The organism is Promicromonospora xylanilytica (genome assembly GCF_054782895.1).
In genome coordinates this window covers 100516-126580 of the sequence record NZ_BAAGRP010000075.1, presented here as the reverse complement: position 1 = coordinate 126580, position 26065 = coordinate 100516, and the positions used below count along the sequence as shown (strand labels likewise).

19 protein-coding genes are annotated in these 26065 nt (G+C 72.0%); 5 read left to right on the top strand and 14 right to left on the bottom strand.

From position 1 onward, the window contains the following. Positions 1 to 263: 263 nt before the first annotated feature. Positions 264 to 1496: a galactokinase gene (gene galK / locus ACYVK7_RS24715; protein WP_460890384.1), complete on the bottom strand. Its 1233-nt coding sequence runs from the start codon at positions 1494 to 1496 to the stop codon at positions 264 to 266. Between the two features lie 21 nt (positions 1497 to 1517). Further along, entirely contained in the window at positions 1518 to 3596 is a 2079-nt protein-coding gene (locus ACYVK7_RS24710; RefSeq protein ID WP_460890383.1) for a beta-galactosidase, read from the bottom strand. Between the two features lie 478 nt (positions 3597 to 4074). On the opposite strand from ACYVK7_RS24710, the gene ACYVK7_RS24705 reads away from it, so the two are divergent. Next, positions 4075 to 5064 carry an NAD-dependent epimerase/dehydratase family protein gene (locus tag ACYVK7_RS24705; protein ID WP_460890382.1) on the top strand — a complete coding sequence of 330 codons (990 nt, stop codon included), beginning with the start codon at positions 4075 to 4077 and terminating at the stop codon, positions 5062 to 5064. 452 nt (positions 5065 to 5516) lie between these two features. On the opposite strand, the gene ACYVK7_RS24700 is transcribed toward ACYVK7_RS24705, so the two are convergent. The 4 genes from ACYVK7_RS24700 to ACYVK7_RS24685 all read right to left on the bottom strand — a co-directional run bounded on the left by ACYVK7_RS24700 (position 5517) and on the right by ACYVK7_RS24685 (position 12004). Continuing rightward, the gene (locus tag ACYVK7_RS24700; RefSeq protein WP_460890381.1) at positions 5517 to 7124 is read right to left on the bottom strand and encodes a GMC family oxidoreductase; all 1608 of its coding nucleotides are present in this window, start codon (positions 7122 to 7124) and stop codon (positions 5517 to 5519) included. Then, entirely contained in the window at positions 7117 to 8601 is a 1485-nt protein-coding gene (locus ACYVK7_RS24695) for an aldehyde dehydrogenase family protein (protein ID WP_460890380.1), read from the bottom strand. Before ACYVK7_RS24695 ends, ACYVK7_RS24700 begins: the two co-directional genes overlap by 8 nt. A gap of 48 nt (positions 8602 to 8649) precedes the next feature. Further along, positions 8650 to 10767: a choline BCCT transporter BetT gene (betT, locus tag ACYVK7_RS24690; RefSeq protein WP_460890379.1), complete on the bottom strand. Its 2118-nt coding sequence runs from the start codon at positions 10765 to 10767 to the stop codon at positions 8650 to 8652. A 100-nt stretch (positions 10768 to 10867) separates the two neighbouring features. Then, on the bottom strand, positions 10868 to 12004 hold the full coding sequence (locus ACYVK7_RS24685; protein ID WP_460890378.1) for an Mrp/NBP35 family ATP-binding protein: 1137 nt from the start codon (positions 12002 to 12004) through the stop codon (positions 10868 to 10870). 118 nt (positions 12005 to 12122) lie between these two features. Here ACYVK7_RS24685 and ACYVK7_RS24680 point away from each other — a divergent pair, with 118 nt between their 5' ends. Further along, entirely contained in the window at positions 12123 to 14075 is a 1953-nt protein-coding gene (locus ACYVK7_RS24680) for a hypothetical protein (protein WP_460890377.1), read from the top strand. Here the strand turns inward: ACYVK7_RS24680 and ACYVK7_RS24675 are convergent. Both ACYVK7_RS24675 and ACYVK7_RS24670 read right to left on the bottom strand, forming a co-directional pair. Beyond that, positions 14030 to 14563: a DUF1003 domain-containing protein gene (locus ACYVK7_RS24675; RefSeq protein WP_460890376.1), complete on the bottom strand. Its 534-nt coding sequence runs from the start codon at positions 14561 to 14563 to the stop codon at positions 14030 to 14032. The genes ACYVK7_RS24680 and ACYVK7_RS24675 overlap by 46 nt on opposite strands. Then, complete coding sequence (locus ACYVK7_RS24670) at positions 14556 to 15905, bottom strand: magnesium transporter MgtE N-terminal domain-containing protein (protein ID WP_460890375.1); 1350 nt, start codon at positions 15903 to 15905, stop codon at positions 14556 to 14558. The genes ACYVK7_RS24675 and ACYVK7_RS24670 overlap by 8 nt, the downstream gene beginning before the upstream one ends. Positions 15906 to 15978: 73 nt before the next feature. On the opposite strand from ACYVK7_RS24670, the gene ACYVK7_RS24665 reads away from it, so the two are divergent. After that, the gene (locus ACYVK7_RS24665) at positions 15979 to 16920 is read left to right on the top strand and encodes a YflT domain-containing protein (RefSeq protein WP_460890374.1); all 942 of its coding nucleotides are present in this window, start codon (positions 15979 to 15981) and stop codon (positions 16918 to 16920) included. Positions 16921 to 17160: 240 nt separating this feature from the next. Here ACYVK7_RS24665 and ACYVK7_RS24660 read toward each other — a convergent pair whose 3' ends face one another. The 3 genes from ACYVK7_RS24660 to ACYVK7_RS24650 all read right to left on the bottom strand — a co-directional run bounded on the left by ACYVK7_RS24660 (position 17161) and on the right by ACYVK7_RS24650 (position 20955). Then, the gene (locus ACYVK7_RS24660; RefSeq protein ID WP_460890373.1) at positions 17161 to 18123 is read right to left on the bottom strand and encodes a hypothetical protein; all 963 of its coding nucleotides are present in this window, start codon (positions 18121 to 18123) and stop codon (positions 17161 to 17163) included. A gap of 456 nt (positions 18124 to 18579) precedes the next feature. Continuing rightward, positions 18580 to 20115 (bottom strand): aminopeptidase P family protein, encoded by a 1536-nt coding sequence (locus tag ACYVK7_RS24655; protein ID WP_460890372.1) that lies wholly within the window; start codon positions 20113 to 20115, stop codon positions 18580 to 18582. 12 nt (positions 20116 to 20127) lie between these two features. Beyond that, on the bottom strand, positions 20128 to 20955 hold the full coding sequence (locus tag ACYVK7_RS24650) for an alpha/beta fold hydrolase (RefSeq protein WP_460890371.1): 828 nt from the start codon (positions 20953 to 20955) through the stop codon (positions 20128 to 20130). A gap of 119 nt (positions 20956 to 21074) precedes the next feature. Here ACYVK7_RS24650 and ACYVK7_RS24645 point away from each other — a divergent pair, with 119 nt between their 5' ends. Next, positions 21075 to 21923 carry a PHP domain-containing protein gene (locus ACYVK7_RS24645; RefSeq protein ID WP_460890370.1) on the top strand — a complete coding sequence of 283 codons (849 nt, stop codon included), beginning with the start codon at positions 21075 to 21077 and terminating at the stop codon, positions 21921 to 21923. A gap of 50 nt (positions 21924 to 21973) precedes the next feature. Here the strand turns inward: ACYVK7_RS24645 and ACYVK7_RS24640 are convergent, their stop codons facing one another. From ACYVK7_RS24640 to ACYVK7_RS24630, 3 genes are all read right to left on the bottom strand, one after another. Continuing rightward, the gene (locus tag ACYVK7_RS24640; RefSeq protein ID WP_460890369.1) at positions 21974 to 22270 is read right to left on the bottom strand and encodes a DUF1905 domain-containing protein; all 297 of its coding nucleotides are present in this window, start codon (positions 22268 to 22270) and stop codon (positions 21974 to 21976) included. A 160-nt stretch (positions 22271 to 22430) separates the two neighbouring features. After that, positions 22431 to 24104, bottom strand: a complete 1674-nt coding sequence (locus ACYVK7_RS24635) for a DEAD/DEAH box helicase (RefSeq protein ID WP_460890368.1) — start codon at positions 24102 to 24104, stop codon at positions 22431 to 22433. A gap of 324 nt (positions 24105 to 24428) precedes the next feature. Next, on the bottom strand, positions 24429 to 24650 hold the full coding sequence (locus ACYVK7_RS24630) for a DUF3107 domain-containing protein (protein ID WP_460890367.1): 222 nt from the start codon (positions 24648 to 24650) through the stop codon (positions 24429 to 24431). Between the two features lie 215 nt (positions 24651 to 24865). Between ACYVK7_RS24630 and ACYVK7_RS24625 the strand changes: the two genes are divergently transcribed. Next, a complete protein-coding gene (locus ACYVK7_RS24625) occupies positions 24866 to 25990 on the top strand; it encodes a DUF3152 domain-containing protein (protein ID WP_460890366.1) in 1125 nt (374 codons plus the stop codon). The last annotated feature ends 75 nt before the right edge of the window (positions 25991 to 26065 follow it).

Here is a 26065-nt window from a genome sequence, read left to right as displayed (position 1 = left end):
TCCTCGCGGCGGGGACATTGGGAGTCGGTGGACAGGCGGCCCGGCGGACATTAGCGCAGGTCGGCGCCCGGACGGGATGAAAATGCTGGGTGAAGCCAAGACTTTGCGCGCAGCGGGCGACACGCTGGGGGACGCCCTGCTGTCGCGCGAGCCACACTACTATGCAATACGCGATACCGGTGTCAGAAGCGGGGTCTCGGGCGTGATCGTTGCGCCTGTGCTTCCAGCTCAGGCGCAACGATCACGCCCACGACAAGGCGTGGCTAGGCCGCCGGGGCGGACGGCGGGGCCAGCAGGAACGCCGGGGCGGCCAGGCCGGCGTCGGCGAAGGCGCCCGCGACCGCCGGGGCGACCGTGTCGACGTCGGGCAGGCGCACCAGCGCGATGGCGCTGCCGCCGAACCCGCCACCCGTCATGCGCGCGCCGAGCGCGCCCGCCGCCATGGCGGTGTCGACCACGAGGTCGAGCTCCCGGCAGGAGACCTCGTAGTCGTCACGCAGGGAGGCGTGCGACGCGAGCAGGAACGGGCCGACGTCGGCAGCGCGTCCCTCCCGTACGAGGTCGGCGAAGCGCGCGGTGCGGTCGATCTCGGACACCACGTGCCGCACGCGACGACGCAGCACGCCGTCGGGATCGTGCGGCTCGAGCTCGGTCAGCGCCCGCTCGATACCCATGCCACCGAGCGTCGGCGCGATGTCGCGGAGGGATTCGAGCCCGAGCAGCTCAGCGGCCTGCTCGCACGACGCGCGGCGCGCGCCGTACTCGCCGTCGACGTGCGAGTGCTCCGCCTTGGTGTCGACCACCAGCAGCGTGAGACCGGCGGTCGCCAGGTCGAACGGCACGGGCACCCCGGACTCGAGCGGCTTCAGCCCCGGACGGAAGTCGAGCAGGAGCGCGTGCCCCTCCCGGCAGCGCAGCGACGCCGACTGGTCGAGCCCGCCGGTGGGCGCGCCCGCGATCTCGTTCTCCGCGCGGCGGCTGGCGTCGACCAGCTCGGCGCGGCCGGCGTCGGACGCCGCGAGGCCGAGCCCCGCCACCGCGTCCAGGGCCACGGCGGCGGCCGCCTCGAGGGCCGCCGACGAGCTCAGCCCTGCCCCGAACGGCACGCACGAGTCGACGGCGGCGTCGAAACCGCCGACCTTGTGGCCCGCCTCGGCCAGGGCCCAGGCAACGCCCGCCACGTAGGTGCCCCAGCCCTGCACGGCGCCGGGGGCGACGTCGGACAGACGCGCCTCCCACACCCCCTCGGCCTGCGCCGAGACCAGCCGGACCTGGTCGTCCTCGCGCGGCCGCAGCGCGATGTAGGTGCGGTGCGGCAGCGCCGTGGGGAGGCAGAGCCCGGCGTTGTAGTCGGTGTGCTCGCCGATGAGGTTGACCCGGCCGGGGGCGGACCAGACACCCTCGGGCGAGCCGTCGAACGAACGGGTGAAGAGCTCGTCGACCCGGCGCGCGCCCTCTTCGGCGGTCCAGGCTTCGAGCCACTGCGGTTCAGTCATGGGGAACATTGTCTCTCGACGTCAGCGGTTGGTGGTGCGCAGCACCCGGACCTCGCCGGCCGGGATGTCGGCGCCGCCCGAGACCGTATCGCCGGTGAGCAGGTCCGTGGCGGACGTGTCCAGGGCGAGCTTCACGGCGTCCTCCGTGTGGTTGATCGCCACCGTGTACTCCGCTGCATCCCCGGTGCGGCGCACCACCTCCAGTCCCTCCACGATGCCCGACGGCGCCAGGCCGGCGCTCGCGTACACGTCGGCCATGAGCGTGGCCAGGGCGTCGACGTCCAGGCTCGTCGACACGTACCAGCCGGTACCCGCGCCGTGGCGGTGCCGCGTGATCGCGGCGCCGCCCGGCTTGGGTCCGTCGGCATAGGTGCCGACGGGCTCCGCCCCGGCGAGCACCAGGTCGTCGGCCCAGACCGTGCCGGTGAGATCCGTGGTGTCGGTGCTCGCGCCGCCGGCTCCCGCGGCCCCCGCCCGGTACGTGACGGTCAGCGCGTCGCCGTCGCGCAGCGGCAGGAACTCCTCGACCCACACGCCGAGCGCGTCGCGCAGCGGGGCCATGAAGCCGCCGGGGTGCACGGCGTCGTGCTCGTCCACGATCCCGCTGAAGTAGCTGACCAGCAGCGTGCCACCGGCCTCGACGAACGCGGTGAGGTTGGCGGCCGCCTCCGCCGTGAGCAGGTACGACGCCGGGGCGACGACGAGCCGGTACCCCGACAGGCCCTGGCTGGGCCGCACCAGGTCGACGGTGTGGCCGTCCCGCCACAGGCGGTCGTAGTAGGTGTCGACGCGCTCGCGGTGGCGGGTGCCTTCGCTGGGCCGGTGCTCCAGGTCCTGTGCCCAGAACGACTCGTAGTCCCACAGCAGGGCTACGTCGGCGCGCACCCTGGAGCCGCGCAGCTCGGCCAACCGGCCGAGGTTCGAGCCCAGCTCGGTGACCTCGCGCCACACGCGGGAACCCGTGCCCGCGTGGGGCAGCATCGCGGAGTGGAACTTCTCCGCACCCGAGCGCGAGGCGCGCCACTGGAAGAACATGACCGAGTCGGCGCCGCGGCCCAGGTGTGAGAACGAGTTGCGGGCCAGCTCGCCGGGCCGCTTGGCCACGTTGCGCGGCTGCCAGTTCACGGCCGACGTCGAGTGCTCCAGCAGCAGCCACGGCTTGCCGCCGGCGACGGACCGGGTCAGGTCGGCCGCCATCGCGAGCCCCACGTGGGCGCGGGGGTTCGCGGCCTCCAGGTAGTGGTCGTTCGAGACGATGTCCACCTCCTTGGCCCAGGCGAACAGGTCGGTGGTCAGGTTGGTGCCCGCCATGAAGTTCGTGGTGACCGGCGCGGTGGAGTGCGCACGGATCGCGTCCCGCTCGGCCACGAAGCAGGCGCGCAGTGCGGCGTCGGAGAACCGTGCGAAGTCGAGCTGCTGCGCCGGGTTGACCGACGTCGGCGCGGCGGCCGGTACCTGCACGTGCTCCCAGTCGGCGTAGTGCTGACCCCAGAACGCGGTGCCCCAGGCGTCGTTCAGCGCCTCGAGCGAGCCGTACCGGTCGCGCAGCCACTCACGGAACGCCCGCTGGGCGTGCACGGAGTGGTCGAGCGTGACCGGCGCGCCGTACTCGTTGTGCACGTGCCACCCCACCACTGCCGGGTGGGTGCCGTACCGCTCGGCGAGCCGCGTGGTGATGCGCAGTGCCGCCGCCCGGTACGCGGGCGCCGTGGGGGCCATGAGTCCCCGGCTGCCCGGGCCCATCGGGGTGCCGTTCCGGTCGACCACCCGGGCGTCCGGGTGTGCGGCGAAGAGCCACGCCGGCGGCGCCGCGGTGGGCGTGGCGAGCAGGATCCGGACCCCGCCGTCGTGCAGCAGGCCGATCACCCGGTCCAGCCAGGCGAAGTCGAGCTCGTTCTCGTGCGGCTCCAGCAGCGCCCAGCTGAAGATGCCGAGGCTGACGAGGTTGACACCCGCCTCGTTCATCAGCTGGACGTCCTGGGCCCAGACCTCCTCCGGCCACTGCTCCGGGTTGTAGTCGCCGCCGTAGCTGATCTGCTCGACGCCGGTCAGCCACCCGTCGTACTGCGGTCCGGGGGCGAAGGTCTGGGTCTCAGGCATGAAGGATCCTCTCAGGAGTCGTCGGTGCGCCGGCCGGTGCGGCCCGGCCCGCGACGACGCTCGCGACGGGTGCTGTGCGTCATGCGGACTTCCTTGTCCAGGTCGGGAGCATTCGGCCGGCTGCCGGGACAACGTTATGTCCTGGAGGCGCGGGTGGGAATACGCTTCCCGGCGTTGGCCGGGCCGCGTGCTGTCGGGTGTTGCCTCCGGCTCGGGTGGATCGGCGCGGCTGATCCGGTCCATTGCCTCGGCGCGGCATCGAGATCGGTCACTTGGTGCGAGATCGGTCCATCAACCGACCGATCTCGGGTCAACGGACCGATCTCGTCCGGTGGTGGTGTGCGTCGGACCGAATCCGCAGCCGTCCGACGCAGCGGCAGCGCCCGCCCGCATCGGTAGTACCGGCTTACGCCCGCCGGAGATTCGCCTCGGGCAGATTCACGTGGTCCCCGCCGTCTGTATGCGGTTGCGTAGGGCCATGCGAATCCTGGTTCTCGGTGGAACGGTCTTCCTGTCCCGTGCGGTCGCGGAGGCCGCGCTCACCCACGGCCACGACGTCACGTGCGCTGCCCGCGGCGTGAGCGGCACGGTGCCTGACGGCGCCACGCTCGTCCGCTGGGATCGCTCCGAGGCGGTGCCGTCGGAACTGGCGGATGCCCGCTTCGACGCCGTCGTCGACGTCTCTCGTGTCCCGTCGCACGTGCGCGGTGCGGTGGCTGCCTTTCCGGACGCGCACTGGACGTTCGTGTCGACCGTCAACGTCTACGCGGACACCACCACCGTGGGCGGCACGCCCGAGACGCTCGCCCTGCTCGACCCCATCGAGACCGACGAGGACCCGTTTGCCGGGCCGGAGACGTACGGCGCCATGAAGGTGGCGTGCGAGAGCCTGGTCCGGTCCGGTGCCGCGGCGGCGCTCGTGATCCGGCCGGGTCTGATCGTCGGCCCGGGAGACCCGAGCGGCCGGTTCGCCTACTGGCCGGCCCGCTTCGCGGACGCCGCGAGGGACGGCCTGCCGGTGCTGGTCCCTGAGCCCGTCGACGCCCCGGTCCAGCTCGTCGACGTCCGCGACCTCGCGGAGTGGATCGTGACGGCGGCCGAGGCGGGCACCACCGGAGACTTCGACGCCGTCTGCCCGCCGGTGCCCAGGTCCGAGCTGCTCGCCCAGGTGGCCGACGGCGCCGGCGCCGACCCCGAGCTGGTCCCCGTCGCCCCGGCGACGCTCGCGGAGCACGAGGTGAACCCGTGGTCGGGACCCCGGTCGATCCCGTTCTGGGCCGCCGACCTGGTCGACGCCGGCTTCATGGCGCACGACGTCACGCCCTCCCTGGCAGCGGGACTGCGGATCCGCCCGTTCGCCGAGACCGCTCGCGACACCCTCACCTGGCTGCGCGCCACGCCGGACGCCAAGGTCACGGGTCTCACCCGCGCCGAGGAGCAGGAGGTGCTTGCGGCCGTGCGCGGCTGAGCGCGGTTGAGCGCGGCTGAGCGCGGTTGAGCGCGGTTGAGCGCGCGCGGCGGGCTGAGCGCGCGGTGCGGGCTGAGCACCGCGCTGGGGCCGTGCCCCGGAGGGCCGGTGGTCGGCCTCAGCCGTGGTTGGCCTCTGACGTGGTTGGCCTCAGCCGTGGTTGGCCTCAGCCGTGGTTGGCCCCTGACGTGGCACGGGCCGGCAACAGGCGGCGTCCTCTGGCCACCCACCGGCCGAGTGCAGACTTCATAGCACCTGTGATCGGCGACTGCAGAGTTGGTTGCGGATGGCAGCTCTGCATCCGCAACCAATTCTGCACTGGGTGGATGCTGGCGCGTCAATGTCTGCGGTCGGCGGCGCCGGCGGTCCTGGCTGTCATCGGCCGAGCCCCACCGCAGCCGGCCAGCCCCGGCCGCAGCAGCCCGGGCCGCAGCCGCGCCCACCGGCAGTCCTCAGCCCGCCACCACCCGGTCCTCCTTCAGGAAGTCCGCGCACCGTTCACCGATCATCATCACCGTGATGTTCGGGTTGACCGACGTGATCTCGGGCATCACCGACGCGTCCGCCACGCGCAGCCCCGTGACCCCCTTGACCCGCAGCCGCGGGTCGAGGGGCGAGGAGCCGTCGTCCAGCGCCCCCATCCGTACCGATCCCGTCGGGTGGTACACCGTGTTGTGGGTCCGGGAGATGTAGTCGGCGATCTCGTCGTCGGTCTGCACGTCCGGCCCCGGGTACAGCTCCGCGCCCGCCCACTGCTCCATCGCCGGCTGCGCCACGATCTTCCGCGCGAGCTTGATGCCCTCGACCATGACCTGCATGTCGTACGGGTCGGTGAAGTACCGCGGGTCCACCATCGGCTTGTCCCGGAAGTCGCGCGACCGCAGCCGCACCGTGCCGCGGGAGCGCGCGTGCGTGACGTTCGGCGTGAGGCAGAACCCGTTCTCCGTGGTCGGGTAGCCCTGCCGTGCCGTGTGCATGTCGAACGGCACGGAGCCGTAGTGCATCATCAGGTCCGGCCGGTCCAGGCCGGGCTCGGTCGCCGCGAAGATGCCGATCTCCCACCACTGTGTCGAGGAGGTGACCATCGGCTGCTTCGCCTCCCACTGGATCACGCCCTCGGGGTGGTCCTGCAGGTGCGAGCCGACGCCGGGTGCGTCCACCAGCACGTCGATCCCCACCTCCGTGAGGTGCTCCGCCGGGCCGATGCCCGACAGCATGAGCAGCTTGGGCGAGTCGATGGCGCCCGCGGAAAGGACCACCTCCTGCCGCGCGGTGAACGTGCGGTGGTGGATGAGGTCCGGGCCGAGCACCTCCACACCCGTGCACCGGGTGCCGTCGAAGGTGAGCCGTCTCGCCCGGTGCTCGGTGAGGATCGTCAGGTTCGGCCGGTCCAGGATCGGGTGCAGGTAGCTCACCGACGACGACGAGCGGACGCCGTCCTCCCGGGCGTTGATCTGGAAGAAGTTCGCGCCGGTCACCACCGTCGAACCGTCGTTGAACTGGACGCGGGGGATGCCCGCCTGCTCGCAGGCGTCCAGCACCGCGACCCCGCACGGGTCGGTCGGCGGCACCTGCCGGATCCGCACCGGACCGTCGTGCCCGTGGTGCTCGCCGGGCTGGTCGTTGTTCTCCAGCCTCGTGTAGTACGGGCGGGACTCGTCGGCGCCCCAGCCCTCGGCGCCGAGCGCCGCCCACTCGTCGAGGTCCTCCGCGGGAGCCCAGAACGCGATGCACGAGTTGTGCGAGGAGCAGCCACCGAGCACCTTGGCACGCGCCTGCCGCATGAACGAGTTGCCGTGCGTCTGGGGCTCGACCTGGTAGTCCCAGTCGTAGCCCGACTCCAGCAGTCCCATCCAGCGGTCGAGCCGCAGGATCGCCTCGTCGCCGACGTCGGACGGGCCGGCCTCCAGGAGTGCCACCGAGACCGCTAGGTCCTCGCTGAGCCGGGCCGCGACGGCAGCCCCGGCGGAGCCTCCGCCGATCACGACGTAGTCGAAGGCACGATCATCCGCCGCCGCGGCGGACTGCCGCTCGGGGCGCTTCGCCGGCAGCTCAGTCATCGGTGCCTCCGAACCATCCGGTCACCGCCGGGCGCAGGTTCTGGTAGATGTGCTTGGACTCCTGGTACTCGGCCAGCCCGGCCCGGCCGAGCTCCCGGCCGAAGCCGGACTGCCCGTAGCCGCCCCACTCCGCCTGCGGCAGGTAGGGGTGGTAGTCGTTGATCCAGATGGTGCCGTGCCGCAGCCGGTTCGCCACCCGCTGCGCCGTACCCGCGTCCTGCGACCAGACGGCGCCCGCCAGGCCGTAGAACGTGTCGTTCGCGATCTCGACCGCCTCGTCCTCGGAGCGGAACGTCTCGACGGTGACGACGGGACCGAATGCCTCGTCGACGACGGCGGAGCTGCCGCGGCGGACGCCGTCGAGCACCGTGGGCAGGTAGTAGAAGCCGGCTTCCAGCTCGCCCGTGCCCCACTCGCCGCCGCAGCGGACGACGGCGCCCTCCTCCACCGCCCTCTCGACGTACGCCGTGACCTTGTCCCGGTGTGCCGCGGAGATCAGCGGGCCGGTCTCGGCCGACTCGTCCCACGGGCCGCCCAGGCGGATCTTCCGGGCGCGGCGCACCAGCTCGTCGACGAAGCGGTCGTGGATCGACTCCTCGACCACCAGGCGCGCCCCGGCCGAGCACACCTGGCCCGAGTGGACGAACGCCCCGTTGAGCGCGTTGTCGACGGCGGCGTCGAAGTCCGCGTCCGCGAAGATGACGTTCGGGTTCTTGCCGCCCAGCTCCAGCGCGACCTTCTTGACGGTGGCCGCAGCGCTCGCCGCGATGACGCGGCCGGTGACGAGGCCGCCGGTGAACGACACCAGGTCGACGTCCGGGTGGCTCGACAGCGGAGCGCCCGCCTCGGGACCCGCCCCGAGCACGAGGTTGGCGACACCGGCGGGCACGCCCGCGTCGGTGAGGATCTCCATGAGCAGCACCGCGGTGTGCGGCGTGAGCTCGCTCGGCTTGAGCACGAAGGTGTTGCCGGCGGCGAGGCAGGGCGCCACCTTCCACACGGCCTGCAGCAGCGGGTAGTTCCACGGCGAGATGAGGCCGCAGACACCCACCGGCTCGTATACCACCCGGCTGAGCACGTCGGGGTCGCCCGCGTCGACCACCCGGCCGGCGTCGGCGCCCGCGAGTTTGGCGAACCAGCGGAAGCAGGCGATGCAGTCGTCCATGTCGATGCGGCTCTCGACCAGGCGCTTGCCCGTGTCGCGGGACTCGGCCAGGGCGAAGTCCTCCGCCCGCTCGGTGAGCAGGTCGGCGACGCGGTGCAGCAGCTCGCCGCGTTCCGGGCCCGTGGTGCTGCGCCAGGGTCCGGTGTCGAAAGCCCGGCGCGCCGCGGCGATCGCCCGCTCCGTGTCGGTGGCGGTCGCCTCGGACACCTCGGCGACGAGCGAGCCGTCCGCGGGGCAGCGGATCTCGCGGGTGCCGCCGGCGGCCGCTGCCGCCCAGGTGCCGTCGATGTACAGGGTGGTCGGTGTGCTCATGGTGGTGCTCCGGGTCGGGGCGGGCGGGATCTGCGGGGTGTGCGGTGGTCAGCCGTCGATCTGCTCGGTGCGGTGCGCCGGCGAGCTGCTCGCGTGCAGGAAGAGCAGGTGCCGCTCGTACTGGTCCAGCACGTCGGCGATGAGCTGTTCCTTGGCGTAGCCGGTCACGTCGTAGCCCTGCGTACCCTCCGCGAGGAGTACCTCGACCCGGAAGTAGGTGTCGTCCTGGTCCGAGGTGTTCATGCGGAACGTCGGCGTGGGGTGCGCCTGCGGCCACAGCGTGTAGGTGAACGGGGCCTCGTCGCCGTGCTCGGCGGTGAGCGAGACGGCGGGCAGGCCGGAGTCGCCGACGACCGTCTCGGTGCACGACGTCGTGATGCCCTGCTCCTCCAGGGCCTCCGACACCTCGGTGAGAGCAGGCCGCACCGTCGTGTCGAGGAACCGCAGCACGTTCCGCCGGTCGGGGAAGCTGACCAGCCGTTTGAGCCGCTGTCGCCAGCCTGGCGCGCCGGCTGTGCCGGTGTGCCCGATACGGCCGGACAGGCTGGACGGCAGGGCCGTGCGCAGCGTGTCGAACTTCTGTCCCTCGGTGCGGAGCACCTTGTAGAGCGCGAACATCACGCCGAACATCACGAGCGAGAACGGCAGGCCCATGATGATCGTTCCGGACTGCAGCGTCGCGATGCCCCCGGCGAGCAGCATGCCCATCGTGAGCAGGCCGGTCGCGGCGGCCCAGAAGGTCCGCAGCCAGGCCGGCCCGTCGTCGCCGGCCTGGTGCAGCCGGGAGGTCAGGTTGGACAGGACGAGCGCGCCGGAGTCGGCGGACGTGACGTAGAAGAGCAGGCCGACGAAGATCGCGAGACCGATCGACGCGGGGGCCGCCGGGAACTGGTCCAGCAGCGCGAAGATCCCCGACGCGGGGTCGTTCATCGCGGCGTTGCCGAACGCGGCGCCCTCGGCGCTGCCGCCGCGGATGAAGTCGAGGGCGCTGTTGCCGAAGACGGACACCCAGAGCAGCACGAACAGGAACGGGATGGTGAGCGTGCCGACCACGAACTGGCGGATGGTCCGGCCCCGCGAGATGCGCGCGAGGAACAGGCCGACGAACGGCGCCCAGGCCACCCACCAGGCCCAGAAGAACAGCGTCCACGCGTTCAGCCAGTCGGTGGGCGCGTCGAAGGCGAACGTGTTCAGCGTCATGCCGGGCAGCCGGGACACGTAGTCGCCGATGTTCATCACCAGGCCGTTCAGCAGGAACGTCGTCTTGCCGGTGACGAGCAGGAACAGGATCAGCGCGAGGGCGAGCACCACGTTGAGCTCGGACAGGCGCCGCACGCCACGCTGCACGCCGGAGACCACGGACAGGGTCGCCATGACGACCGCCAGCCCGAGCAGGGCCACCTGCGCGCCGACGCCGATCGGTACCCCGATCAGGTCGGACAGCCCGCGGTTGAGCATCTCGACACCGATGCCGAGCGTCGTCGCCAGGCCGAAGATGGTACCGAGCACGGCGGCGATGTCGACGGCGTCGCCGAGCTTGCCCCAGACGCGGTCGCCGAACAGCGGGTGCAGCGCGGACCGGATGCTCAGCGGCATGTTGCGCCGGTAGGCGAAGTAGGCGATGGCCATCCCCATCAGGGCGTACATGCCCCAGCCGATGACGCCGTAGTGGAACAACGTCCAGACGATGGCCATTCGGGCCGCCTCGACGGTGCTGCCGTCACCGACCGGCGGCGCCAGGTACTGGGCAGCGGGCTCGGCCACCGAGTAGAACATCAGGTCGGTGCCGATACCCGCGGCGAACAGCATCGCGGACCAGGTGAAGAGGCCGAACTGGGGCTTGGACTGCTCCGGGCCGAGCTTGACGCGGCCTGCCCGGGACAGGGCGACGCCGATGACGAACACCAGGAACGCGGCGGCCGCGATGAAGTAGTAGGCCCCGAACCAGTCGGAGATCCAGGCGACGACCACGCCGATGTACTGTTCGGTCCGGCTGGGCCAGATGATCGCGGCCAGCGCCACCGCCAGGATCAGCGCCGCCGAGCCGAAGAACACCGTCGGATTGATCCCGCTGTGCCGCCGCCCTTCGTGCGGGCCGTCCGCTGCGCGGACCTCCGCGCCGTCCTCAGGTGGGGTGGTGCTCTCGGTCGTGGCCGGGATGCTCATGTTTTCCTTCGTCGGGGGCTCGGGGCGCTGCCCACCGTACAACTACCGGAAAATCACCGGCTCCGCCCGGCGGCGCGTGCCCGGCGAAGGGCCAGGGTGGTCAGACCGGCGCCAGCCCGAGGCTCCGGCCGGCCAGGCCGCGTCGACGCTTCGCGAGCCCACGGGCGACGTCGGCCAGGACCTTGGCTCCGGGGGAGTCCGGCGCGGTCAGGACCACCGGGGTGCCGTTGTCCCCGCCCTCGCGCACGGCGACGTCGAGCGGCACCTGACCGAGCAGCGGCACGTCCTTGCCCACGAGCTCGGTGAGCCGGGCCGAGACCTCGGCCCCGCCACCCGAGCCGAAGATCTCCAGCCGCGTGCCGTCGGGCTGCTCGAGCCATGACATGTTCTCGATGACGCCGACCACGCCCTGCGACGTCTGGGTCGCCACCGACCCCGCGCGCTCGGCGACCTCGGCCGCGGCGGCCTGCGGCGTCGTGACCACGAGGATCTCGGACGACGGCAGCAGCTGCGCCACGGAGATGGCGATGTCACCCGTCCCCGGCGGCAGGTCGAGCAGCAGCACGTCCAGGTCGCCCCAGAACACGTCCGCCAGGAACTGTTCCAGCGCACGGTGCAGCATGGGACCCCGCCAGACCACGGGCTGGCCCGCCGGCACGAACATGCCGATCGAGACCACCTTGACGCCGTGGGCGATGGGCGGCAGCAGCATGTTGTCGACGCGCGTGGGCTGCCGGTCCACCCCCAGCATGCGGGGGATCGAGAAGCCGTAGATGTCCGCGTCGATCACGCCGACCGACAGCCCGTCCCGCGCCAGTGCCACCGCGAGGTTCGCGGTGACCGACGACTTGCCCACGCCGCCCTTGCCGGACGCCACGGCGTATACCTTGGTCATCGAGCCCGGCTGCGAGAACGGGATAACCGGGTCGCCCGACCCGCCGCGCAGCATCGAGCGCAGCGAGGAGCGCTGCTCCGGCGTCATGACGCCCAGCTCGACGTCGACGTCGGTCACGCCGTCGACCGCGCTCGCGGCCGCCGTCACGTCCCTGATCAGCGTGGACTTCATGGGACAACCGGCGACGGTCAGGTCGATGCCGACGGCGACGCGTCCGCCGTCGGCCACGTCGACCGACCGGACCATGCCCAGGTCGGTGATGGGGCGGCGGATCTCAGGGTCGATCACACCGGTCAGTGCGTCACGCACCCGAGCCTCGAGCGTGGGGGAGTCGACGGTCATGAATCGATCCTATGGGCGAGGTCCAGGGGTACTGGAATCAGCGTGGCCTTTCATGACTTTGCAATGAAGGTCAGTTGAAAACGGTACGCTGCGTCACCACCGAGGGTGAGGAGGCCCCATGACCGAGCCACGCGTTCCCACGCGAGTTCGGCGTGTCGCCTCGGAGGACCAGGCTCGCGAGCTCGCCGCAGCCCTGCAGCGGCCCGGCCGCAGCAGCCCGGTGGTGGTCATCTCGACGCCGGCCGGGCACGACGCCCCCTACGTGGACCCGCAGCGGGTGCTCGACGACGTCGCGGGGCTCGCCGAGGTGGTCGTGATCCCGACGGGCGACGTGTCGTGGGCGTTCTCGTCGGGCATGCCGCCGGACACCCAGGTCTACGGCGGCGCGTCCCGCGTCTACGGGACCGACCTGGAGTGGGTGCACCATCCTCGCCGTTCGCCGCTGCACTTCGCCTATTCGGCCGACGAGGACGTGCGCGTGCGCGACCGCCTGGTCAGCGACGTCATGCGGTTCGCCGTCCGCGCGGGGATCGTCGGCTCGGCGCGGTCCGCGCCGGACGCCGCGCCCACGGCCGGAAAGGTGCTGGGGGTGCTCGGCACGCGCGCGCTGATCAGCACCGACGACGGCGGCCAGGCCACGATCGCGGAGGAGCTCGTCTTCGCCGATGTCCCGCTGGCCCGGGTGCTCGCGCCGGGCATGCGGGTCACGGGCGTGCTGGACCCGGCGCGCCGGCTCCTGGACATCCGCGGCATGCTGCCCGACGCCGACGCGCTGCGCCGGGCAGTGAACGCCGCCTACCGCGTGGGCCAGGTCGTGCTCGGCCGGGTCGAGGTGGTCGAGCACGACGCCGTGCGCATCTCCCTGGCGCCCGGTGTCCACGTGCGGGTGCGCCGCGCGGAGATCACGGGCAACGACCTCGACCTGCTGAGCGACCTCTTCACAGCGGGCGAGGTCGTCGCCGCCCGCCGCATGCCCGCGCCACTGGACGGCCTGGCGCTGCGGCTGGACGACGTCGACGAGTCGGAGGACGAGCCCGTCCCCGCCATCGCGCTGCTGGACGGCGGGCCGCCGTGGCTCGAGCCGCCGGTTCCGGAGAGCGACTCCGCCAGGGCCCGGCACCTCGAGCCTGTCGGGCTGCCGCTGGCGTTCGTCGAGCCGGCCGAGCACCGCCCCGCGACCGCCGAGTCCACGGCCGACGGCACGCCGCCCACACCCGCCGACCTGTTCGGTGAGCGCCCGGCCGACGCGAGGGCTGACTCCGGGCCGGTCCCGACGCCCCCGGGCGGCTCGCGCGCCCCGACGCCCGGTGACGTCGCGGCATGGCACGCCGGTGGGCACGACGTGCTGCCGTCGCCCGCGGCGTCCGAGTCCCCGGCGGAACCGGCCGGCAAGGCCGCACGCGACCTCAGCCTGTCGCTCGACGCCGCCAAGGCCCAGGTGGCGGCGCTCACCAAGGAGCTGGTGGACGACAAGGTCAAGCGGCACCAGGTCGAGCTGGAGGTCGATCGGCTGCTGGGGCGTGTCGGCGAGCTCACCGAGCGGCTGGAACGCAGTGAGCGGCGGGCCGAACAGCAGGCGACGGCGCTCCGCAAGGCGCGGCAGGAGGCCGCGCGCCTGCGCCGTCGGCTCGGCGACGCGGAGGCGGAGGAACCTGAGGACCGCTACTTCGTCGACGACGAGGAACAGCTCCGGTTCGAGGTCCTGGCGGAGTGGGCTCGCGCGATCCCGGCCGCCGAGAAGCCGGGCCGGCCGCTGGCGCAGTACACGGTCGGCCCACGATTTCTCGCCTCGCTCGCCGACGTCGAGGGGGTGAGCCGGGACCGCGTCGTCTGGACGCTGGTCATGGTGCTCACCGGGCACGCGCCCGAGATGAACGGGCTGCAGGTGCACCGTCTGCGGACGGGTTCCGGTGGGGACGACCCGGTACGCCAGCGGGACGACGGCGCTGCCTGCTGGCGCGTGTCGCTCCAGGTCAACACGCCGTCCGCCCGGCGGCTGCACTACTGGAAGCTGCCGGGCGGCGCCTACGAGCTGTCGCGCGTGGTGGTCCACGACGACGTGGAGCCCTGACCGCGCCCCTGCTCGTCCTTCTCCTCCAGCTCTTCCAGGAGGTTACGGATCTCCGACCGCACGAAGTCGCGGGTGGCGACCTCCGACAGGGCGATCCGGAGCGCCGCCATCTCGCGCGCCAGGTACTCCGTGTCGGCGAGGTTGCGCTCGCCCCGCCGTCGGTCCTGCTCGGCCGTGACGCGGTCGCGGTCGTCCTGCCGGTTCTGCGCCAGCAGGATCAGCGGGGCCGCATAGCTCGCCTGCAGCGACAGCATCAGGGTGAGCGCGGTGAACCCGTTGGCCGCGCTGTCGAAGCGCAGGTTCTCCGGCCCCCACGCGTTCCACGCGAGCCAGAGGACGCAGAACACCGTGAGGTAGATCAGGAAGCGCGGTGTGCCCAGGAACCTGGCGATGCCCTCGGTGGCCTTCCCGACGGCGTCCTGCTCCATCCGGAACCGGGGTACCAGGCTGCGGCGCTGTGCGAGCGGAGTGTCCAGACGGTCAGCCACGGGTCCCCTCCCGTCGCTCGGGGTTCGGTCGCTCGCGGTTCGGTCGCTCGGGGTTCGGTCGCTCGGCCGGGGCGGACTGCGCGGCGATCGACTCGAGGTGCTCGTCGTCGCTGCCCCGCCAGTCGGCGGGCAGGATGTGGTCCAGCACGTCGTCCACGGTGACCACGCCCAGCAGTCGGCGCTGGGCATCGAGCACCGGCAGCGCGAGCAGGTCGTAGGCCGCGAGCAGCCGGGTCACCTGGCCAACCGACGCGTCATGGGTCAGCCACTCGGTCTCGGCGTCCAGCACCGAGGCGACGGCGGCGTGCGGCGGTTCGCGCAGCAGCCGCTGGAAGTGCGCGACGCCGAGGAACCGGCCGGTCGGCGTCTCCTGCGGCGGCCGCACCACGAACACCATGGAGGCCAGCGCGGGCGGCAGCTCGGCCCGCCTGATCTGCGCCAGGGCGGTGGCGATGGTGTCGTCCGCACCCAGGATGACCGGCTCCGTGGTCATGAGACCACCCGCCGTGTCCTCGGCGTACTCCAGCAGCCGCCGGACGTCGGCCGCCTCCTCCGGCTCCATGAGGTTCAGGAACTGGGTCGCCTGTTCGTCGGGCAGCTCGTTCAGGAGGTCGGCGGCGTCGTCAGGCTCCATGGCGTCGAGCACATCGGCCGCACGGTCCCGGTCCAGGCCGGTCAGGATCGCCACCTGGACGTCCTCCGGGAGCTCCTCCAGCACGTCCGCGAGGCGATCGTCGTTCAGCGCGCCCGCGATCTCCAGCCGGCGTGCCGTCCCCAGCTCGTTGATCACGTCCGCGAGGTCGGCGGCCCGCATGTCCTCGTACGCCTCCAGCAGGCGCGCGGCGCCCTGCTCGACGGAACGGCTCGTGAGGTCCTGCACGGCCTCGACCGGGATCGTCATGGTCGACCCCCGGCGGAACCGGGTCGAACCCCGCGCCGACCGGCGGCGCACGAACAGCTGGTCCACGAGCCAGTCACCGGTGCGCTGCCGGGCGATCGAGACGTCCTCGATGGTGACCTCGCCCGAGCCGTCCTTGAGCTGGACACGGCGGTCCAGCAGCTCGCCCAGCACCACCGACTCCATGGCCCGCTGCTCGAACCGCCGCATGTTCACGAGGCCGGTGCTGATCACCTGGCCGGAGTCGATGCTGGTCACGCGGGTCAGGGGGAGGAAGACGCGGCGTCGGCCAGGCACCTCGACGACCAGTCCCACCGCACGCGGCGCGCCCTTGGCCCGGACCAGCACGACGACGTCACGGACCCGGCCCACCTGGTCGCCGATCGGGTCGAAGACCACCGTGCCTGCCAGGCGTGCGACAAAAACCCTGGTGCTGGCGCTCACGCGGGTCAGCCTACGGCCCGCTCCTGTGGCCCGCTTCTCGCCACCGGCCGCAAGGTAGGAGAGACTATGGGGCATGAGCATGTCTCGCCCGGGTGCCGTCCCGAAGGTCCCGACCCTGCCGGCCGGCGACGAGGTCGCCGCGTACTCCACCTACCTTGAGGCGCAGAAAGCGGTCGACTACCTCTCCGACAACAAGTTCCCCGTCGAGAACGTCACGATCGTGGGCACCGACCTGCGCATGGTCGAGCGCGTCACCGGCCGCCTCACGTACGGGCGCGTGGCGCTCGCGGGCGCGCTCTCCGGCGCCTGGTTCGGTTTCTTCGTGGGCCTGCTGATCACCCTCTTCGCGGGCGAGGCGGGCTTCCAGGTGATGTTCGCCGGTATCGCGCTCGGTGCCGGGTTCGGCCTGCTGTTCTCGATCCTGTCGTACACGTTCACCCGCGGGCGGCGTGACTTCACGTCGTCGTCGCAGATCGTGGCCGCCACGTACGCGATCCTCTGCGGCCACGAGCACGCGAGCGACGCGCGGGCGCTCCTGATGCAGTCGCCGAGCGGGCTGGGCAAGTCGCGCGGCAACGCCACCGTGGGGGTCCCCGCGCCCACCGCTCAGCCGACGGTGCCGGGTCAGCCCCCGGTGGGCGGCCCGCAGGCTCCGGCCGCGCCGCCGGTGTCCCGCCCGACCGACCCGCGCTGGGTGACGCCCACCGGCGAGCCCCGGTACGGCGCGATGCGGCCGGGTGCGGGTGAGGGCGCTGCGGGTGGGGCGGCGCCGGGTGCTGGTTCGGGTGCTTCGGGTTCGGGTGCGGCTCCCGCCGTGCCGCCGTCGGACGCGCCGGCGGACGCAGCCTCGGACACGGGGGCGCAGACCGGGTCGCCGACCCGACCGGACCAGGTGTCGCCCGCCGCGAACGGCCAGCGTCAGGACGAGCCGGTCGACCAGGACGACGTGCCGACGCAGCGCACGACGCCCCGGTCCACCAATCCCTACGCGCCGCCGAGCGACGACGAGAAGTAACCGGGTTCCGGGCGGGAACCTCAGGTGTTCTGGTCTGTGTGACCGTGCCTGAGCTGTGACCAGCCCTGAGCTGTGACCAGCCCCGAGCTCGTTGGCTTGGCCCTGCTGCTCCGACTTCGGTCCGTTGCACAGCGGCTCCCATGACTTCGGTCGGTTGCTCTGAGATCGGTCATTCAAACGACCGATCTCAGAGCAACCGACCGAAGTCGTTTCACCGCTGTGCAACCGACCGAAGTCGGGTCAGGAGGCTGGGAGCCGTGGATCGATCCGGGCCCTCCGCAGCACGTCCGGTGGGAGATGCGCGGTGATCCGGTCGAGCATCGCCTGGACATCCTGCTTGTCGGACGCACTGACATTCTCGAGCGTGACGCCGGCTCGCCGGATCGCGTCGGCGCGAGCCTTCTCGGCCAGATACTCCTGCGCGGGGTCATGGCCAGGGCGAACACCGTTCTGCCGGTACTTGACCCGCCCGTCGAACTCGATGCCCAGCGCCCACTGCTCCCAGCCAAGATCGGTGTGGAAGGTCCCGGCGTCGGTCTCGACGGTCATCTGCGTCACCGGTCGAGGCAGTCCGGCGCGGAGCAGCTCGTAGCGCACCCAGGTCTCCCAGGCGGACTGAGGGCCGGCGTCAGCCAGCGTGATCACCAGCCTGGCCTGCTGGATCCCACGCCGACCGGTCTGGGCGTCGAGCAGGGCGAGCATCTCGTCTCGATCGGCGCCCAGGGCCAGGGCCGAGTCGGCGATGACGAGTGCTTCGAGCGGGTGCAGCGTTCGCGCGCAGTCGACGACCGTGCGCGCGAGCGACGTCACCGGCAGGCCCGCCGCCTCGGTGATGTCGTCGGGCGAGAGTGTCCAGGAGTATCGTCGGACGTCGTCGGCCGCATGGCCGGAGGCGCGATAGCACTGGTAGATGTGTGTTTCTCGGGGCGTCGTCCAGACGAGACAACCCAGGAGCAGCGCGGCGGACGTATGGCTGAACACGTGCTTGGCCCTGAGCTGGGAGTGCAGCGCGCGGGCGCGGGCGAGTGCCTTCTTGCGCGCTTCCCGCGGGGCACCCGATGGACCAGCGACCTGGATCTCGTCCGGAGCGCAGTAAGCGCCGCGTCGGACCCTGAGGATCTCGCCGGAGCGAGCCGCTGCCGCCAGCTTGTTGCGGTTGTGCTCGCGCGCGAGGGCAACCGCTGGGATCTCTACTTCGACCATGGAACGACGTTGCGTCATCCCAGGCGGGTCGAATGACGTGCACGGAGAGAGCTGTGCACAGAGAGCAAGTCCACAGGACCGTGGTCGTACTCGAACCGTTGGGGAACCGTCGGGTAGTGCCGCACGTCGGAGAATATTTCTCGGCTCGGCTCGGCTCGGCTCGGCTCGGCTCGGCTCGGCTGATGTGACGGTGCGGGGCCCGCACCCCCTGACTTCGGTCGATTGCATAGTGCCCGCGTATGACTTCGGTCGGTTGCTCTGATTTCGGTCATTCAAACGACCGATCTCGGTGCAACCGACCGAAGTCAGTTGTCTGCGTCGGGCAACGGACCGAAGTCAGCTGTCTGCGTCGTGCAACCGACCGAAGTCAGCTGCCCGCGTCGTGCAACCGACCGAAGTCAGCTCTCTGCGTCGTGCAACCGACCGAAGTCAGAGACGCGGAGGCAACGGACCAGCTCAGCGCAGCGACGCCATCCATGCCTCGATGTCCTCCGGACGGCGGGGCAGCGCGGCCGAGAGGTTCTCGTTGCCGTCCGCGGTGATCAGCACGTCGTCCTCGATGCGCACGCCGATGCCGCGGAACTCCTCGGGCACGGCGAGGTCGTCGGCCTTGAAGTACAGTCCCGGCTCGATGGTGAACACCATGCCTGGCTCCAGGACGCCGTCGAGGTAGAGCTCCCGGCGGGCCTGCGCGCAGTCGTGGACGTCGAGGCCCAGGTGGTGGGAGGTGCCGTGCACCATCCAGCGGCGGTGCTGCTGGCCGTCGTCGGCGAGGGCGTCGGCGGCGGTGACGCCGTCGGGCAGGAAGCCCCACTCCTCGAGGCGGGCCGCGATGACCGCCATGGCCGCCGCGTGGACGTCGCGGAACTTGGCGCCCGGCTTGGAGACGGCGAACGCCGCGTCCGCGGCGTCGAGCACCGCCTGGTAGATCTTGCGCTGCACGTCGGTGTACTCGCCGTCGACCGGGAGGGAACGCGTGACGTCCGCGGTGTAGAGAGAGTCGATCTCGACACCGCCGTCGAGCAGCAGCACGTCGCCGGAGCGGACCTCGCCGTCGTTGCGGATCCAGTGCAGCGTGGTGGCGTGCTCGCCCGAGGCCGCGATGGTCTCGTAGCCCACCGCGTTGCCCTCGAGCCGGGCGTGCCCGTCGAAGGTGGTCTCCACGACCCGCTCACCGCGGCGGTGCTCCTTCGCGGCGGGCAGTGCGCGGACGACGGCCTCGAAGCCCTCGATGGTGCGGGCGACGGCCTCGCGCATCTGCTCGATCTCGTACTCGTCCTTGACGAGGCGCAGCTCGGAGGTGGCCTCGACGAGTGCGTCGTCGGTCAGCGCGTCCTCGTCCTCACCCGCCTCCAGGCGCAGCTCTTCGACGAGCGCCTCGATGGCGTCGTCCGCGCCGGGCACCACGAGCACGTGCACGCCACCGTCGCCGACGTCCTTCGCCAGGGCATCGCCCAGTTCGTCGATGTGGCGGGCTTCGATACCGGTGAGCGTCTCGACGTCGGCGAGCGACGGGCGGGCGCCGACCCAGAACTCGCCGTAGCGCGCGTCGGCGTAGAACTCCTCGTTGTCGCGGGGAGCGAGCGGGCGCACGTACAGCACCGCGTGGTGGTTCGAGCCGCCGTCGCCGGAGCCGTCCTCGACCGGGTGCAGCACCAGCACGGCGTCCGGCTCACGGTCGGTACCCAGCCCGGTGAGGTGCGCGAACGCCGAGTGCGGCCGGAACCGGTAGTCCGTGTCGTTGGAGCGGGTCTTGAGCGATCCCGCCGGGATGACGAGGCGCACGCCGGGCAGGCGCTGGGAGAGCGCCGCCCTCCGGGCGACCGTGTACGGTGCGGCGGCCGACGCCGTCAGGCCCAGCTCGGCGCGCGGCGCCCACTGCGACATCACGAAGTTCTTGAAGGCGGTGGAGGCGGGACGGTGCGAACGGTTGGAGCCGCGGTCCGCGGTCCCCTGCTCGTCAGACTGAGAAGTGGTGGTGGGCTCGCTCATGCGCCCAGTGTTTCACGCACGCCGGTTGAAGTCCGCAAGCGCCCTGGTGAGCACCCGGTTGAAGCTCGCGGGGGCCTCCATGTTGACGTCATGGCCTGCCCCGGGAATGACCACGAGCGCCCCGTCCCGTGCCGCGGCGAGGTGTCGCTGCTCCTCGATGCGCATGGCATCGCGGGCACCGTTGACGAACCAGAGCGGCACCTGCGTGGCGCGGACGTTGGCGATGGACGAGCGTCCGGCCAGGTGGGTGAGCGCGTCGGAGACGACGTCCCAGGCGGGGCGGTACATCTCGGCCGTCTGGCTCGGCGCGATCTCGACCTGTCGCAGGTCGGCGCCACCAGGGGAGCTCCGGAGCGGGCGCAGGGTCGGCACGGAGAGGCGTGCGCGGTGCGTGCTCGGGTGCACCACCCGGCCGGTCACCCGGCGCGTGAAGTAGGCCGCGTTCGCCACGCTCTGCGCGATGTCCCGGTAGATCCGCACGGGCTTGCCCTTCGGGTCTGACGTGCAGCCGGCCGCGAGCACGCCCACCAGCCGGTCGGTGGTGTCGGGCCGGGCGGCCCACGCGAGCGATGTGTAGCCGCCGAGGGACAGCCCGACGAGCGCCACAGGTCCGGACGGGAGCCCCGCGACGGCGTCGTCCAGCGTCTCGAACGCGCCGTCCATGCTGAACCGGTCGTGCCGGCGCGAGCCGTGTGCGGGCAGGTCGACGGCGACGGCCTCGTGACCGGAGGCGCGCACGTGCGCGAGCTGGTTCTCCCAGATCGCGCCGGAGCTGCGCACGCCGTGCACGAAGACGACGCTCGTGCGGGCGTCCTGTTGGTGCTGGCTGCTGCTCTTCATCCCTTCGATGATGCGTTATCGGCTTGGGCAGGCGGCGTACGGCGGCGGAACAGCCCGTGAACGTGCTGTGTGGGCTTGCTGTGACCGCGACAGGGCCGGAGTCTCTCTACCCTGGTGGGGTGATCGACCTCCACACGCACTCCACCGCGTCAGACGGCACCGACTCGCCTGCGCGCCTCGTGGAGGTCGCCGCACTGGCCGGCATCACCACGCTGGCCATCACCGACCATGACACGACGTCCGGCTGGTCGGAGGCTGCCGAGTCGGCGGCCAGGCACGGGGTCGGGCTGGTGCGCGGCGCCGAGATCTCCGCGCTGGCCAGGACGCCGGGATGGGGCACCGGCGTCCACCTGCTCGCGTACCTGCACGACCCGACGCATCCCGACCTGCTCGCCGAGACGGAACGCACTCGCGACGACCGTACGTCCAGGGCGCGGCGCATGGTGGAACTGCTCGGTGAGGACTACCCGATCACCTGGGAGGACCTGCTCGCCCAGACGAAGTCCGGGACCACCATCGGTCGCCCGCACATCGCGGACGCGCTGGCGGCGGCGGGCGTGGTGCGCGATCGTGACGAGGCGTTCGCCACCATGCTCCGTCCAGGCACCCGGTACTACGTGGGCCACTACGCGCCGGACGCGGTCGCCACCGTCCGTGCGGTTCGGGCCGCAGGTGGTGTGCCGGTCTTTGCGCACCCGGGCGCCGACGCGCGTGGGCGGTTGGTGCCCGACTCGACCATCGAGGAGCTCGCCGCGGCCGGTCTCGCGGGCCTCGAGGTGGACCACCGCGACCACACCCCGGACCGGCGCCGGCGTCTGCGCGACATCGCCGAGTCGCTGGACCTCCTGGTCACCGGCTCGAGCGACTTTCACGGCGAGGGCAAGAAGAACCGCCTCGGCGAGAACACGACCGAGCCGCACGTGCTCGAGGCGATCATCGCCCAGGGGACGATCGACGTACTCAGGTGACCCTGTAGCAGTGCCGCACTGCTCGGGGCCGGCGCCGGTCCGGCGGGCCGTCAGACGTCGATGGTCTCCAGGACCACCGACACCGGCCGCTCCGGGGTGATCCCCTCCGCCTGCCGCACCTTCTTCTTCAAGGGCAGCACGTAGCCGCCGTCGCGGTCGCTCGGAAAGACCGAGGTGGTCCAGGTGGTCCTGCCGATGGTCACGCGCACCCGGATCGAACCGAATCCCCGCGGCGGCAGCGGGAGGTCGGCCAGCTCGTCGGAGTGCTCTGGGGGCACGGTCACGAACCACCAGGAGTCGGTCCGTACCTGCCACTGCCACAGGGGAGCCGTGAACTCGATCTGCACGGGGAACAACCTACGTGGTGACACTGACACACCGCCCCGACGAGTTCGGTCGGACGGGACGAGACCAGTCAGCTGACTGGTCTCGTCCCGTCCGACCGAACTCATAGCCACCTACGTTCAGGCGACGGAACTCATACCACCGGCCGTTCAGCCGCAGGTGTCAGTCCTGGGCCTGACCGCCACGCGTGCGACGGCGGGTGCGGCTCCGGCGGCGGCGCTGGCCGCCATCCTCGTCGCCTGCCTGCGCGGGGCGCTCGCCCGAGCCGCCGGCCGGGGCTCCGCCGTCGTGCCGGGTGGTCGTGCGCGGCTCGCTGTGCGCGCCGTCCTGCCGCCCGCCCGAGCGCGGCGCTCCCGAGCGCGGCGCTCCCGAGCGCGGCGCGCCGGAGCGCGGGCCGCCGGAGCGCGGGCCGCCGGAGCGCGGGCCGCCGGAGCGCGGGCCGCTGTTGCGCTTGCCCGTCTCGCCCAGGTCCTCGAGGTCCTCGGCGTCCAGGCCCGCGAGGTGCTGTGCGGACCGCGGCAGGCGGCCCTTGGTGCCCTCGGGGATGTTCAGGTCCGCGAACAGGTGCGGCGACGTGGAGTACGTCTCGACCGGCTCGGCGAACCCGACCTCGAGGGCCTTGTCGATCAGGGACCAGCGCGGCACGTCGTCCCAGTCCACGAAGGTGACGGCGGTACCGGTGTTGCCCGCGCGGCCGGTGCGGCCCACCCGGTGCAGGTAGATCCGCTCGTCCTCCGGGCACTGGTAGTTGACCACGTGCGTGACGTCGTCGACGTCGATGCCGCGGGCGGCGACGTCGGTGGCGACGAGCACGTCGATCTTGTTGTTGCGGAACGCGCGCAGCGCCTGCTCGCGCGCGCCCTGGCCCAGGTCACCGTGGATCGCGCCGGACGCGAAGCCGCGCGTCTGCAGCTCGTCCGCGACCTTGGCCGCCGTGCGCTTGGTGCGCGCGAAGACGATGGTGCGTCCACGCCCCTCCGCCTGGAGCAGGCGGGCCAGCACCTCGATCTTGTCCAGGGCGTGGGCCCGGTAGACGACCTGCTTGATGTTCTTGACGGTCGCGCCCTGGTCGTCCGGCTCGGCGGCCCGGATGTGCGTGGGCTGCTTCATGTAGCGACGGGCCATCGAGACCACGGCGCCCGGCATGGTCGCGCTGAACAGCATGGTGTGCCGCTGCGCGGGGGTGCGGGCGAGGATCTTCTCGACATCGGGCAGGAACCCGAGGTCGAGCATCTCGTCGGCCTCGTCGAGCACCACGGTCGCCGCACGGAGCAGCGTGAGGTGACCCTGGTTGAGCAGGTCGATCATGCGGCCGGGCGTGCCCACCACGACGTCGACGCCCGCCTTCATGGCGTCGATCTGCGGCTCGTAGGCGCGACCGCCGTAGACCTGCACGATGCGCACGTTCCGCTTGGCGGACGCAGTGCTCAGGTCGTTGGCGACCTGGACGGCGAGCTCACGTGTGGGGACCACGACGACGGCCTGCGGCTTGCCGGGGGCCACGAGCTCGTCGTAGCCGGGCTCGCCCGGGGCGACGACACGGTGCAGCAGCGGGACGCCGAAACCGAGCGTCTTGCCGGTACCGGTCTTCGCCTGGCCGATGATGTCGTGCCCGCTCATCGCGACGGGCAGGGTCATCGCCTGGATGGGGAACGGGTGGGTGATGCCCGAGTCGTTGAGTGCCGCGACGATCTCGGGGCGGACGCCGAAGTCCGCGAACGTCACGTTCTGCGCCTGGATGGCGGACGAGCTGGAGTAGTCGGGCCCCGAGTCGGTGATCGGCTCGGGGCTGGTGTCTGTGGCCGCGCTTGCAGCCGGGGTGTCTGTGGTGGTCACTGGCGCCTTCATCTCTCGCGGCGCGGTGGGCCCTCATGGCCCGGCCGTCGCGCCTTCGTGCGGCAGCCGATCGTGAAAATCATCGCGCGCCGGGGATAGACCCAGGCTGCGCGTCCTGTCGGGGCGGCCTCTGGGAGGCCGAAGCACAGGCTCGGGGGTCGGAACGTGACGACCGGGCAACCGATGTACGTCATTCATGGTACGCGCACGATGTTTCCGCCTGGTGAGCGAAACACGTTCAACTACCCCGTTAGTAATGAACGCCACGTGGCGGACGGCCCGTGCGGGCGTGCCGTCCGCCACGTGGCGCCGGGGACAACTCGCTCAGACCGCGCCGAAGCCGACCTTGCGCTGCTCCTCGGAGCCGATCTCGACGTAGCCGATCGCGTCGCCGGGGATGATCACTTGACGGCCGCGGGAGTCGGTGAGCTCGAGGGGGCCACCGGTCAGGGCCTTCTTGACGGCAGTCGCGACGGCGTCCGCGCTCTGGTCCGTCTCGACCACGACCTCGCGCGGCAGGTTCTGCACACCGATGGTGACGTCCACGTTTACTCCAGTTCGGTCGGGGATTGCGCCGTGCGCCCGGTGGTCCGGGGACCCGGCCTGACGATCCTAGTCACGCTCTGGCGCCGTCGGCCCGCGGTTTCGCCGTGAGCCGACAGGACGGGTGCCCCGGGTCCGGCCGGGCGGACCGGCAGACCGGGGAAACCCTGTGGACGAGGTCATGGGCCGTCGGGCGTCCGCGTGGCACCATGGGCAGCGTGAGCAGCCCGTCCTCCCCCCGGCGTGCCGGCAGGCACGCTCCCGGAGGCGCGTCCGCAGGTCCTGCGCCGGAGTCCGCCGGCGCCCGTCGCCTCGCGCCTCGGCAGGCCCAGCGGCGCCGCGCGCAGAACCCGCGGCGCTCTGTGGTCGCACTCACCCTGTGCCTCGCCGCCGGGCTCGGCGGAGGTGTGGCGGCGACGATGAGCACCGAGCCGGACGCGTCCGCCGCCGTCGTGGCAGGCGCGGTCGAGGACAGCCTCGGCGTCGAGGCGGCCGACGCGGTGCGGAACGCGTACGAGGCCGCCAGGTCCGGCAGCCGCACGTCGCCGCCCGAACCAGCGCGGACGATCTCGTCCGGTGGGCCTGCCGGCGCCGCCGACGCCGCCTCGGGCACGGGTGCGGGTACCGCAGCCGGCGGTGCGATGCTGCCGGAACCGGCAGCCCCCGCACCGCTTGCCTCGGCGTCGGCACCGGCCGGTGAGACGGTCCCCGAGAAGTCGCCTCCGCCGTCGCCCGGCCCGAGCCCGGCGCCCAGTGCCGATCCTGGCCCGACGCCGGAGCCCGGCTCCGGCCTCCTCGGTGAGAGGATCGCCGTCGAGGAGCGGCTGTCCGGCAAGCTCGTCGTGGCGAGCGGTTCCCGCCCGGCGCCCGCCGACGGCAAGGTCTGGCGGGTCCAGATCGCCGTCGAGGAGGGGCTCCCGGTGGACCCCGAGGTGTTCGCCGAGTCGGTGCTGGCCACCCTGAACGACCCGCGCGGCTGGAACGCCGCCGACGGATCCACCTTCGCCTGGACCGACTCGGACCGCTACGACGCCCGGGTCGTGCTCGCGAGCCCCGGCACCACCGACGAGCTCTGCCTCCCGCTCGACACGATCGGGGAGCTCTCGTGCGGCATCGAGGAGACCGCGGTGCTCAACTTCAAGCGCTGGGCGAAGGGGTCCGAGGCCTGGCAGAGCACCGGCCGTTACCGGCAGTACCTCGTGAACCACGAGGTGGGGCACGTCATCGGCTACCGGCACGACCTGTGTGCGGGCAAGGGTGAGCACGCGACGGTCATGGTGCAGCAGACCACCACGACGAGCGGCTGCATCCCCGAGCCCTGGCCCGTACCCGACGCGCGCTGAGCCCGCCCTGATCGGACGAACTGCGCATTCGTGACACCTCCGCGCGGGGCGTCGGGGAGTGTCAGTGGCTCGTGG

Bases quoted from the DNA above. Each gene is read 5' to 3' on its own strand.
- galK (WP_460890384.1), bottom strand. From the start codon at position 1,496: ATGACTGAACCGCAGTGGCTCGAAGCCTGGACCGCCGAAGAGGGCGCG.
- ACYVK7_RS24710 (WP_460890383.1), bottom strand. From the start codon at position 3,596: ATGCCTGAGACCCAGACCTTCGCCCCCGGACCGCAGTACGACGGGTGG.
- ACYVK7_RS24705 (WP_460890382.1), top strand. From the start codon at position 4,075: ATGCGAATCCTGGTTCTCGGTGGAACGGTCTTCCTGTCCCGTGCGGTC.
- ACYVK7_RS24700 (WP_460890381.1), bottom strand. From the start codon at position 7,124: ATGACTGAGCTGCCGGCGAAGCGCCCCGAGCGGCAGTCCGCCGCGGCG.
- ACYVK7_RS24695 (WP_460890380.1), bottom strand. From the start codon at position 8,601: ATGAGCACACCGACCACCCTGTACATCGACGGCACCTGGGCGGCAGCG.
- betT (WP_460890379.1), bottom strand. From the start codon at position 10,767: ATGAGCATCCCGGCCACGACCGAGAGCACCACCCCACCTGAGGACGGC.
- ACYVK7_RS24685 (WP_460890378.1), bottom strand. From the start codon at position 12,004: ATGACCGTCGACTCCCCCACGCTCGAGGCTCGGGTGCGTGACGCACTG.
- ACYVK7_RS24680 (WP_460890377.1), top strand. From the start codon at position 12,123: ATGACCGAGCCACGCGTTCCCACGCGAGTTCGGCGTGTCGCCTCGGAG.
- ACYVK7_RS24665 (WP_460890374.1), top strand. From the start codon at position 15,979: ATGAGCATGTCTCGCCCGGGTGCCGTCCCGAAGGTCCCGACCCTGCCG.
- ACYVK7_RS24660 (WP_460890373.1), bottom strand. From the start codon at position 18,123: ATGGTCGAAGTAGAGATCCCAGCGGTTGCCCTCGCGCGCGAGCACAAC.
- ACYVK7_RS24655 (WP_460890372.1), bottom strand. From the start codon at position 20,115: ATGAGCGAGCCCACCACCACTTCTCAGTCTGACGAGCAGGGGACCGCG.
- ACYVK7_RS24650 (WP_460890371.1), bottom strand. From the start codon at position 20,955: ATGAAGAGCAGCAGCCAGCACCAACAGGACGCCCGCACGAGCGTCGTC.